The sequence below is a fragment of the Kocuria sp. CPCC 205260 genome, assembly GCF_040981045.1.
GTDB classification, from domain to species: domain Bacteria; phylum Actinomycetota; class Actinomycetes; order Actinomycetales; family Micrococcaceae; genus Kocuria; species Kocuria palustris.
This window is the reverse complement of record NZ_JAVKPT010000013.1, coordinates 1-11,189: the sequence shown is the minus strand read 5'-3', so window position 1 is coordinate 11,189 and position 11,189 is coordinate 1. Positions and strand designations below refer to the sequence as shown.

Genomic DNA, 11,189 nt, shown 5'->3' with positions numbered 1-11,189 from the left:
TGGAACACGGCTCGGCTCCACGAACGACTGGGGTACCGGACCCCGGTCGAGGTCGAGGCTGCTTACACTGACCTCGAGGTGACCGCGCCCGCGGTGCCCTGACCTCGGAACGAAACCCAGGGCGCTTCAGTCAGCGCCCCTGAATGTTGACTCAATGGGGCGCGCCTGCCTCTGGGCGACGGGGACCCAGGAGTGGGCCCGGATCCGTACAGCTCCCGCTGTACGGTTAGTGCATGAGGATCTTGTCCCCGGTCGAGGTGATGTCCCGGTTCGGCAAAGCACTGGCCGATCCCACTCGGGCCGCGGTGCTGCTGCAGTTGCAGCAGGGCCCGGCGGTGCCCTCGGACCTGGCGGTGCCCTCGGACCTGGCGGCCCGGATCGGGGTGAGCCGTCAGATCCTGTCCAATCACCTGGCCTGTTTGCGTGACTGCGGGCTGGTCGTGGGTGTGCCGGCTGGGCGCAACGTGCGCTATGAACTCTCGGACCCGAAGGGGGCTTAACCCCTGATCTTGGACACGCGGAATCCAGCACGATGCTGGGGAAGCGAGAATCCAAGGATGGCAAGGAAGAACTACACCGACGAGTTCCGTCGCCGGGCGGTGGACTTGTACGAGTCCACGCCGGGCGCGACGCTCAAGGGGATCGCGGCGGATCTGGGCGTGTCCCGGGGCTCGTTGAAGGAGTGGGTCGACAAGCTCGGCTCCGGGACCACGAGGACCGGGGAGGTGGTCGCTCCGGTCGCGGGGCGGTCGGAGTCGCAGGCGGCGAAGGTCAGGAGGCTGGAAGCCGAGCTGGCCGCAGCGCAAGCCGAGGCCCACAAGCTCGCGCAGGAGCGGGACATCCTCCGTCAGGCGGCGAAGTATTTCGCCGGGGAGACGAACTGGTGAACCGCTTCCAGTTCGTCGAGGACCACAAGGACGCCTGGGGCGTGAAGCGGTTGTGCGAGGTCGTCGAGGTCGCCCGGTCATCGTTCTACGCGTGGCTGGCCGCCGCGCCGACACGGGCAGCGAGAGCGGCGGCCGACGCGGCGCTGGTGGCGCGGATCCAGGTGCTGCAGGATCCCGCCCGGGGCGGGGACCGCGCCTACGGCGCGCCCCGGGTCACGGCCGACCTCAACGAGGGCACGACGCCCGGCGATCGGGTCAACCACAAGCGAGTAGCCCGCGTGATGCGCGAGCACGGCCTGGCCGGTATCCGGTTGCGCAAGCGCGTGAGGACCACGCTCCCGGACCAGTCCGGCAGGCGGTTCCCCGACCTGCTCGGCCGCGACTTCAGCATCGGCGTGCCGTGCCGCCGCTACGTCGGGGACATCACCTACCTGCCCATCGCCGACGGCACGAACCTCTACCTCGCGTCCTGCATCGATCTGGGCTCACGCAAGCTCGCCGGCTGGAGCATGGCCGATCACATGCGCACCGAGCTCGTCGAGGACGCGCTGAAGGCCGCCTGGCACGAGCGCGGGACGCTGGCCGGGACGGTGTTCCACTCCGACCACGGCGCCGTCTACACATCGAAGGCCTACGCGCAGCTCTGCACGGACCTGGGCGTGACGCAGTCGATGGGCGCGATCGGCTCCTCGGCCGACAACGCCCTCGCCGAGAGCTTCAACGCCGCCCTCAAACGCGAGCTGCTCGAGGGTCGGGCGGGGTTCCCCGACGCGCCGACGGCATACCGGGCCGTGTTCCGGTGGGCGAACCGTTACAACACCCGCAGGCGCCACTGCGCGATCGGCAACATCGCTCCGAACGCCTACGAAGCCGCCGCCTCCGCTACACTCCCGGAAGCGGCATAACCGAAATGACACCGTGTCCAAGATTCAGGGTCAAGGCCCAAGCTGGCCCACGCGTTGGAGGATCTGCTGGGCACGATCCTGACCGTCGAGTCGGTGTGCCGGTGCGGGACACCCGAGTGTGCCGCCGAGGATCTCGCCGATGACGCCACCACCCAGGAGGTTCCGGCATGAGTGGAGAGCACAACCATTCCCACGCCGGCACCGGGCGGCGGGGGAAGCTGGCGGTGGTGTTCGCGATCACCGCCACGATCATGGTCGCGGAGATCATCGGCGCGGTGATCTCGGGCAGCCTGGCGCTGCTGGCCGATGCCGGACACATGTTCACCGACTCGGCCGGACTGCTGATCGCCCTGACCGCCGCGACCTTGGCGCTGAAACCGGCCACCGACAAACGCACCTGGGGGTACCAGCGCGCCGAGATCGTCGCCGCGGCCGCCCAAGCCTCGGTGCTGCTGGCCGTGGGCGGATTCATCGCCGTCGAAGGGGTCCGCCGGCTGTTCGACCCCCCGGAGGTCGAGTCCACGGCCATGCTCTGGTTCGGGGTGATCGGGCTGGTCGGCAACATCATCGGGTTGGCCATCCTCGCCTCGGGCCGGGGGGAGAACCTGAACATGAAGGCCGCGTTCCTGGAAGTGGCCAACGACGCCCTGGGCTCGGTAGCAGTGATCGTCTCCGCGATCGTCATCGCCACCACCGGCTGGACCCAGGTGGATGCGATCGTGTCCCTGCTGATTGCCGCCCTGATCGTCCCCCGGGCCCTGATCCTGCTGCGCGACACCATCGAGGTCCTGATGGAAACCACCCCGAAGGGCCTGGACCTCGATGAGGTCCGCACCCGCCTGGAAGCCCTGCCGCACGTGGTGGGCGTGCATGATCTGCACGCCTCGCGCATCGACTCCGACACCCCGGTGCTCTCGGCCCACGTCACCATCCACGACGGCTGCCTGACCGCTGAGCACGCCGGTGTCGTGCTGGCGGATCTGCAGGCCTGCGTGGCCCGTGACTTCCACGTGGCCATCGAGCACTCCACCTTCCAGATCGAACCGGCCTCCCACCGCCACGATGAGACCCTCCACCCCTAGTGAGCCTCCACCCCCGGTACGCCCCGCTCCCTGAACGCAGAACGGAAACCCCCTGTGAGCACAACCGTCAGCACCATCACCCCACAGCAGAAGTCCTCGAAGGCCAAGATCATCGTGTGGGTCCTCCTGGCCGCCGTCGTGGCAGCCGTGGCCATCCCCATCCTCATCGCCCGGGCCAACTCCACCCCGGCGGTGCCCGATGACGGGGGACAGGTGGTTCGGGAGAACAGCCGGGTGCTCTCCCAGGCCCCGAACGAACAAGCCGTGCTGGTGGAGTTCCTGGACTATGAGTGCGAGTCCTGCCGGGCCGCCTACCCCGTTATCGAGGAGCTGCGGGCCGAATACGCCGACACCGTCACCTTCGTTCACCGCTATTTCCCGTTGCCTGGTCACCGCAACTCCATGAACGCCGCCCTCGCGGTCGAGGCCGCCGCCCAGCAGGGCCAGTACGAGGCGATGTACCAGCGCATGTACGAAACCCAGACCGAATGGGGGGAGTCGGCCGAGGACCAGAGCGCGGTCTTCCGCGGCTTCGCCGAGGACCTCGGCCTGGACATGGCCGCCTTTGATGCCGCGATGGCCGATCCGGCCACCCAGGAGCGCATCGAGCTCGACGTCGCTGACGGTGAGGCTCTGGGCGTGGGCGGAACCCCGATGTTCTTCCTCGATGGGGAAGTGCTCAACCCGGAGACGCTGGAGCAGTTCCGAGCCGAGATCGAAGCCGCCGCCACCAGCTGACTCACTCCGTCACCAGACCACCGACCGCTTGCACCCTCGAGGGGCCCTCCCATGACTGATTCCACGACCATCGACCGCCCCCACGGCAGCGAACCCGACGGGCAGGCGCACCTGCCCGGCTTCGCCCGCCACCGCCCCTTCGCCCTGACCTTGCTGGTGACCGGGGTGATCGGGTGGATCGCCTCAGCGATCCTGGTGCTCGAGCGCTTGGAGCTCTACCGGGACCCCGACCACGTCACCAGCTGCGACATCAACCCGTGGGTGTCCTGCGGTCAGGTCATGGGCACCTGGCAGTCGGAGCTGTTCGGCTTCCCCAACCCGCTGATCGGCATCATCGCCTTCGCCGTGGTCATCACCACCGCCATGGCGGCCCTGGCCGGGGCACGGTTCGGGCGCTGGTACTGGATCGGCCTGCAGATCGGAGTCACCGCTGGCATGGTGTTCGTGATCTGGCTGTGGTCCCAGGCGCTGTTCACCATCTACATCCTGTGCCTGTACTGCATGATCGTGTGGGCGGCGATGATCCCGCTGTTCATCCTGCTCACTGTGCGCAACCTCGCCCACGGCATCATTCCCGCCCCGCCCCGGTTGGTGCGCTTCGCTTCCGAGTGGGCCTGGACCCTGGTGGCGATCACTTACGTGGCCGTGGCCGCCTCGGTGTTCTTCCGCTTCTTCACCGCCTTCACAGGCCTCTGACCAACCCCTGAGCGACCTCGGCCCCGGTATCCCTGAAGGAGGGGCGCCAGGGTCGTGTGCTGTCGGGGGGCAAGAGGGCTGCGGCGCACGGAGGCAAACAACATTACATTGCCCCGGTCCGATCAATCGGTTTTAAGCGATACCATCGGGTCATGCCGAATATTAGTTGTGCGACCGGCCTGGACCCGGCCGTGGCCCTGTTCCATTCCCTGTCCGATCCCACTCGCCTGACCATCGTGGCCCGCTTGGCCGCCGGAGAGGCCCGGGTGCGAGATCTGGTGGAGCAGACCGGACTAGCACAGTCCACCGTCTCGGCCCATGTGGCCTGTCTGCGGGACTGCGGGCTGGTAGCCGGCCGGTCCGAGGGCCGCCAGACCTTCTATGCCCTGGACCGCCCGGAGCTGATGGACCTACTGGCTACCGCCGAAACCCTGCTGGCGGCCACCGGGTCGAAGGTCGCACTGTGCCCGAACTACGGCCGGGACGCCCAGCAGGCCCAAGAGAACCAGGGGGTTGTTCGATGAGTGATGCTTGCTGCGCCCACGACGATCCCGCTCACCACGAGGAGGCGGAGACGGAGCCGGTTGGTTTCTGGCAGGTGAGCGAGGTGCGGTTCGCTACCGCGGCCGGAGCGCTGCTGGCAGTCGGGTGGTTCATCCACCTCCTGGAGGGCTCGGAGTGGTTGACCACCGTCGTGAGCGTGGTGGCGCTGGGGTTGGCGGGGTGGACGTTCGTGCCTTCCACCGTGCGCCAGCTGGCCAAGGGCCGCATCGGGGTCGGCACGTTGATGACGATCGCCGCCGTCGGGGCGGTAGCCCTGGGTGCGATCGAGGAGGCGGCGGCGCTGGCCTTCCTCTACGCGATCGCCGAGGCGTTGGAGGAGTACTCGGTGGCGCGCACCCGGCGCGGGCTGCGTGCGCTGCTGAATCTGGTCCCGGATCGGGCCACGGTGCTCCGTGGCGGGGTGCAGGTCACCGTGGCCCCGGCCGAGCTGGTCCTGGGGGATCGGATGGTGGTCCGTCCCGGGGAGCGGGTGGCCACTGACGGACGGATCCTCACTGGCCGCACCTCGGTGGACACCTCGGCGTTGACCGGGGAGCCCGTGCCGGTGGAGGTCGGACCGGGTTCGGAGGTTTACGCCGGGTCCATCAACGGCACCGGCCCGCTGGAGGTGGAGGTCACCAGCACGGCCGAGGAAAACTCTCTGGCGAAGATCGTGCACATCGTCGAGGCCGAACAGTCCCGCAAGGGCCCCAGCCAGCGGCTGGCCGATGCCATCGCCAGCAAGCTGGTGCCGGGAATCCTCATCGCCGCGGCCCTGATCGTGGCTTACGGGTTCATTGTCGGGGAGCCGCTGCTGTGGTTCGAACGCGCCTTGGTCGTGCTGGTGGCCGCTTCCCCGTGTGCGCTGGCGATCTCGGTGCCCGTCACCGTGGTTGCCTCGGTGGGGGCGGCCAGCCGCATCGGGGTGCTGATCAAGGGCGGGGCCGCGGTGGAGACCCTGGGCAAGATCCGCACCATTGCCTTGGACAAGACCGGCACCCTCACCCGCAACAACCCGGCCGTCATCGAGGTCGCCACCACCGCCGGGGCGACCCGAGAGCGGGTGCTCTCTCTGGCGGCTGGGCTGGAGGCCGCTAGCGAACACCCCCTGGCCCGGGCCATCCTCGCCGCCACATCTGAGCGCGCCGAGGTGACCCACGTGGACACCGTTCCCGGGGCCGGGCTGTACGGCACCTTCGAGAGCGCGCGTCTGCGCCTGGGCCGCCCCGGATGGATCACACCCGGGCCCCTGTCCGCCGAAATCGAGCGGATGCAGCGCGCCGGGGCCACGGCCGTGCTCATCGAGCAGGACGGCAAGGTGCTTGGGGCGATCGCGGTGCGTGATGAGCTGCGCCCGGAGGCCCGAGAGGTGATTACCCGGCTCAACCGCGCCGGATACACCACCGCGATGCTCACCGGGGACAACACCCTCACCGCCACCGCCCTGGCCGAGGCCGCCGGCATCACTCAGGTCCACGCCGACCTGCGCCCGGAGGGCAAAGCAGAGATCATCCGCACCCTCAGGGAGCAGCGCCCCACGGCGATGGTCGGTGACGGCGTCAACGACGCCCCGGCCCTGGCCACCGCTGACATCGGCATCGCCATGGGCGCGATGGGCACCGACGTGGCCATCGAGACCGCCGACATCGCCTTGATGGGCGAGGACCTCCACCACCTGCCCCAGGCTCTCGACCACGCCCGGCGAACCCGGTCGATCATGCTGCAGAATGTCGGGGTGTCCCTGGCGCTGATCGCAGTGCTAATCCCCTTGGCTCTGTTCGGCATCCTGGGGTTGGCCGCGGTGGTGCTGGTGCACGAGGTGGCCGAGATCTTGATCATCGCCAACGGGGTGCGCGCCGGCCGGATCCGCCGTGACACTGCGCGCCTGGCCGCCCAGCCCGCCCCGGCCCTGGAACCGGCCGCATGAGCGACGCACCCCCGCCCCGCACCAGCGCCTCGAGCAGACCGGAGACCCGCAGCAGGAAAGTCGTTCTGCTGGTCGGGGCGGCGGCGCTGGCCGCCGTCGACCTGATCCTCAAAGCCGTGGCCGAAGCCCGGCTTGCGAGCGGCGAGACGGTGGATCTGGGGCTGCTCACGCTGCGCCTGCACCACAATCCCGGGGTGGCCTTCGGCCTCGGGGCGGGCCTGCCCGATTGGGTCGTCATCGCCGCGACCGGACTGATCATCGCGGGGCTGACCTGGTACCTGCTCACTACGGCACCCGCCTTCACCCGGCTGGCCCGTACGGGAGCGACCCTATTGCTCGGGGGCGCGGCTGGGAACTTCCTCGACCGCCTCGACGGCAACGGGGTAGTGGACTACCTGCACACCGGATGGTTCCCCACCTTTAACCTCGCCGACGCCTTCGTCACCACCGGGGTCGTTGTCTTCGTCTTGGGCGCGCTGCTGGCCCCGGAACCCCGCCCCGACCCCACCGAGTAGCGGGCCACCTCACTGCCCACGACCTGCCACCAGGGCCGCCGAGCCGGTTCGCGCCCCGCACGGATGCCGCCGCATCCGAAGGACTGCACAGCAGACGTGAGACAGGGACCTTCCATCCCCGACAAAAGACAAGTTATGGACTTCATCTCCCCCGTGATGCAAGCGATCGGCCTGTTCGCGGCCACCAACATCGACGACATCATCGTGCTCTCCCTGTTCTTCGCCCGCGGAGCCGGGGTCCGAGGCACCACCGTCAAAATCGGGATCGGCCAGTACGTAGGCTTCGGCGGCATCCTGATCGCCTCCGTGCTGGTGACCCTGGGCGCCAGCACCTTTTTGCCGCCCGAGGCCATTCCCTACTTCGGCCTCATCCCCCTGGTCCTCGGCCTCATCGCGGCCTGGAAGGTCTGGCGCAGCGACGACGATGATGACGATGACGAGGGGAAGGTCGCCGGCAAACAGGTCAGCATCTGGACTGTCGCCGCAGTCACCTTCGCCAACGGCGGGGACAACATCGGGGTCTACGTGCCCGTATTCGTCACCGTGGGCCCGACCGCGATGGTGGCCTACTGCATCGCCTTCCTGGCCATGGTCGCGGTGCTGGTGGCCATCGCCAAGTACGTCGCCACCCGCAAACCCATCGCCGAGGTCCTGGAACGGTGGGAACACATCCTGTTCCCGATCGTGCTGATCGGCCTGGGCGTGGCCATCCTCCTCGAGGGCGGGGCCTTCGGCCTCTAACCCACTTGCCGGCTGAGCTCAGCCCCACGACGGGACGCTGGCCCTCCGCGCCCGCCCCGGGGCGGCGTGAACGGCCAGGTCGTCCCACCTCCTGCCTGGACGGTTCACTGCCGTCGATGGTGAAACTAGGCTCGGCGGAAACCATGCGGGTGCGCTAAGAGGTGGAGACCATGCCAAGGATGTCCGCGCTGGAGGCCTTCTTCTGTCGCAGCGCGCCATGGGCTCTTGTGGCCCGGCGGATGGTTCCCTGGGCGACCCAGGGGTTCCCCGTCACCGGGGACGTGCTGGAGATCGGTGGAGGCAGCGGTGCGATGGCCGAAGCCATCGCCCGAGCCCATCCCCGGGTTCGGCTCACCACGACCGACGCCGACCCGGCGATGGTCGAAGCCGCCCAGGACCGCCTGGCCGGATTCCCCCTGACCCAGGCGCGTCAGGCCGATGCCACTCGGTTGCCCTTCGAGGACGAGTCGTTCGACACGGTTCTGAGCTTCCTGATGCTCCACCACGTCATCGAGTGGGAACGCGCGGTGGCCGAGGTGGCCCGGGTTCTGCGACCGGGCGGGGCCTTCGTGGGATACGACCTGCTGGCCTCACGGATGGTATCTCTGGTGCACCGTGCCGATCGGTCACCGCACCGGCTCATCGAACCTGGAGCCTTCGAACCAGTCCTCGACCAGGCCGGCCTGGACCCACTCGCCCTCCGGCTGTCCTTCGGCGGGCCGGTCGTGCGCTTTGTCGCCCACAAGCCGGGCAATGCCCAGGACGCTTCCGGCAACGACATCACTTCCAGGAGCAGCCGATGAACAGCGCGCCCATCACCCCCGAGACCATCCATGAGGAGCTGGAGCGGGTTCGCGCGGACTTCCATGCCCTGGTCACTGAAGCGACCCCTGCGGATCTGCGCCGGCCCTCGTCGGGCACCCGGTGGACCAACGGGCAGCTGCTGTTCCACATGTTCTTCGGCTACCTCATCGTGCGCCGCCTGCTACCCCTGGTGGGCAGGTTGCCCGATCCGGTCAGCCGCATCTTCGCCCGAGCACTGGAGGCCGGCACCCGAGCTTTCCACGTCATCAACTACCAGAGCGACCGGGGTGCGGCCCGGGTGATCCACGGCCCGCGGCTGATCCGGTGGTTCGACCGCACCCTCGACTTTCTGCAGGCCCGGCTCAGAATCGAGTCGGAGGATGCGCTGGCCCGCGGGATGCACATGCCGGTGCACTGGGATCCCTACTTCCGGGACTGGATGAGCCTGGCCGAGATCTACCACTACGACACCCAGCACTACGACCACCACCGTCAGCAATTGACGCTCAGCCGAGCACCGTGAACCCGCTCCGATTCACGGACCTGGTGATGCATGTTGCGGTTCCGGCGTGGACATCGTGCACGTCTGCTCCACGTCACCGCGGGAACCGCTGAAGGCGCTGGTCGGGCCATCCTGATCCCAGGGATGTGCCGGTACCTCGATAGCCTGGGTTAAAGGGACTGTACGTTTTTCGGTGTAACTCCCGAACTGGGAGGTATGACCGATGGATGACGTGATGGCATCGCAGAACGTGGAGGTTCAGGAGCCCGTGACCATGACTGGGGAGCAGCGGCAGGGCGCCGAGCATCGCGGCAAGGAGGTGCCGGCGGTGGACCGGGCTCTGGTGGCGCAGCTGGTGGCCGGTGCCCGAGAGCAGGGCCTGGACCTGGCCGGGGAGAACGGGCTGCTGGGCCAGCTGACGAAGCTGGTGCTGGAGTCGGCTCTGGAGGGCGAGATCACCGACCACCTGGGCTACGAGCCCCACGAGCGTGGCGGATCCAGCGACGGCAACAGCCGTAACGGCACCCGGGCGAAGACGGTGCTGACCAAGGCTGGGCCGGTGGCGGTCGAGGTGCCCCGCGACCGTGCCGGGACATTCGAGCCGGCCATTGTGAAGAAGCGGCAGCGGCGGCTGGGCAGCGTGGAAGACATGGTGCTCTCACTGTCCGCCCGCGGGCTGACACACGGGGACATCAGTGCACACCTGGTCGAGGTCTACGGCGCGGACGTGTCCAAGACGACGATCTCCACGATCACGGACAAGGTCCTCGAGGGCATGTCCGAGTGGCAGAACCGTCCGCTGGACCCGGTGTATCCGGTGGTCTTCGTGGACTGCATCCACGTGAAGGTGCGTGACGGTCAGGTCGCCAACCGGCCAATCTACATCGCCCTGGCCGTGACCGTGGACGGCAACCGCGACATCCTCGGGCTGTGGGCCGGGGACGGCGGAGAGGGCGCGAAGTACTGGCTGCAGGTCCTGACCGAGATCAAGAACCGTGGGGTCGAGGATGTGCTCATGCTCGTCTGCGACGGTCTCAAGGGCCTGCCTGATTCCGTGGCCACCGTGTGGCCGGCCACGATCGCGCAGACCTGCGTGGTGCATCTGATGCGCAACAGCTTCCGCTACGCCGCCCGGCAGGACTGGGACGCGATCTCGCGGGCCCTCAAGCCCGTCTACCAGGCCGCGACCGTGGCCGAGGCCGAGGAGCGCTTCTTGGAGTTCCAGGAGAAGTGGGGTCGGAAGTACCCGGCGATCGTGCGGCTGTGGTCCAACTCCTGGGCGGAGTTCGTGCCGTTCTTACAGTTCGACCGCGAGATCCGTCGGGTGGTGTGCACCACGAACGCGATCGAGTCGGTCAACGCCCGCATCCGCAAGGCCGTCAAGGCGCGTGGCCACTTCCCGAACGAGCAGGCCGCGCTCAAGTGCGTCTATCTCGCCGTGATGGCCCTGGACCCGACCGGCAAGGTGAATCGCCCCGGGTCTGGTGGAGGCTCTGATTCCACGGGAGGATGAGGAGCATGGCAGCACCGAGGAAGTACCCGGACGAGCTTCGGGAGAGAGCCACGAGGATGGCTGTTCAGGCGCGACGGGATCCATCGACGAGGTCGGGCACGTTCCGTCGTGTGGGCGAGCAGCTCGGGATCAATCCCGAGACTCTGAGGAATTGGGTCGTGCAGGCCGAGGTTGACGAGGGGCACCGTCCCGGGACCACGACCAGCGAGTCCCAACGCCTGGTCGAGCTGGAGAAGGAAGTGTGTGAGCTGCGCCGGGCGAACTCGATGGCGCATTCAAGCGGTGGGCGCAAGGAACTCTGTGAGCTTCTCTGATGGTGTCAGATAGCCCAGCGTC

11 protein-coding genes and 2 pseudogenes are annotated in these 11,189 nt (G+C 68.1%); all 13 read left to right on the top strand.

What is annotated here, in order from left to right; translation table 11 throughout:
* Nucleotides 1–233: 233 nt before the first annotated feature.
* A pseudogene (locus RF645_RS12780) lies at nucleotides 234–491 on the top strand (ArsR/SmtB family transcription factor); the annotation flags it as partial.
* Nucleotides 492–557: 66 nt separating this feature from the next.
* A protein-coding gene (locus tag RF645_RS12775; RefSeq protein WP_100244787.1) for an IS3 family transposase occupies nucleotides 558–1,792 on the top strand; the annotation gives its coding sequence in 2 pieces (ribosomal slippage) (nucleotides 558–867 and nucleotides 867–1,792; 1,236 coding nt in all).
* A gap of 167 nt (nucleotides 1,793–1,959) precedes the next feature.
* The gene (locus RF645_RS12770; protein WP_053447560.1) at nucleotides 1,960–2,874 is read left to right on the top strand and encodes a cation diffusion facilitator family transporter; all 915 of its coding nucleotides are present in this window, start codon (nucleotides 1,960–1,962) and stop codon (nucleotides 2,872–2,874) included.
* A 54-nt stretch (nucleotides 2,875–2,928) separates the two neighbouring features.
* Nucleotides 2,929–3,612 carry a thioredoxin domain-containing protein gene (locus tag RF645_RS12765; RefSeq protein WP_053447559.1) on the top strand — a complete coding sequence of 228 codons (684 nt, stop codon included), beginning with the start codon at nucleotides 2,929–2,931 and terminating at the stop codon, nucleotides 3,610–3,612.
* Between the two features lie 51 nt (nucleotides 3,613–3,663).
* Nucleotides 3,664–4,308 (top strand): vitamin K epoxide reductase family protein, encoded by a 645-nt coding sequence (locus tag RF645_RS12760; protein ID WP_053447558.1) that lies wholly within the window; start codon nucleotides 3,664–3,666, stop codon nucleotides 4,306–4,308.
* Between the two features lie 152 nt (nucleotides 4,309–4,460).
* The gene (locus RF645_RS12755; protein WP_053447557.1) at nucleotides 4,461–4,832 is read left to right on the top strand and encodes a helix-turn-helix transcriptional regulator; all 372 of its coding nucleotides are present in this window, start codon (nucleotides 4,461–4,463) and stop codon (nucleotides 4,830–4,832) included.
* A complete protein-coding gene (locus tag RF645_RS12750; RefSeq protein WP_053447556.1) occupies nucleotides 4,829–6,778 on the top strand; it encodes a cation-translocating P-type ATPase in 1,950 nt (649 codons plus the stop codon). The genes RF645_RS12755 and RF645_RS12750 overlap by 4 nt, the downstream gene beginning before the upstream one ends.
* Entirely contained in the window at nucleotides 6,775–7,293 is a 519-nt protein-coding gene (lspA, locus tag RF645_RS12745) for a signal peptidase II (RefSeq protein ID WP_053447555.1), read from the top strand. The genes RF645_RS12750 and lspA overlap by 4 nt, the downstream gene beginning before the upstream one ends.
* Before the next feature lie 135 nt (nucleotides 7,294–7,428).
* A complete protein-coding gene (locus RF645_RS12740; RefSeq protein WP_053447554.1) occupies nucleotides 7,429–8,034 on the top strand; it encodes a cadmium resistance transporter in 606 nt (201 codons plus the stop codon).
* A gap of 179 nt (nucleotides 8,035–8,213) precedes the next feature.
* Entirely contained in the window at nucleotides 8,214–8,837 is a 624-nt protein-coding gene (locus RF645_RS12735) for a class I SAM-dependent methyltransferase (protein WP_235444487.1), read from the top strand.
* Nucleotides 8,834–9,361 carry a DinB family protein gene (locus tag RF645_RS12730; RefSeq protein WP_053447552.1) on the top strand — a complete coding sequence of 176 codons (528 nt, stop codon included), beginning with the start codon at nucleotides 8,834–8,836 and terminating at the stop codon, nucleotides 9,359–9,361. Before RF645_RS12735 ends, RF645_RS12730 begins: the two co-directional genes overlap by 4 nt.
* Before the next feature lie 253 nt (nucleotides 9,362–9,614).
* Nucleotides 9,615–10,802, top strand: a pseudogene (locus RF645_RS12725) (IS256 family transposase); the annotation flags it as partial.
* A 47-nt stretch (nucleotides 10,803–10,849) separates the two neighbouring features.
* On the top strand, nucleotides 10,850–11,167 hold the full coding sequence (locus RF645_RS12720) for a transposase (protein ID WP_082330954.1): 318 nt from the start codon (nucleotides 10,850–10,852) through the stop codon (nucleotides 11,165–11,167).
* Nucleotides 11,168–11,189 lie beyond the last annotated feature (22 nt).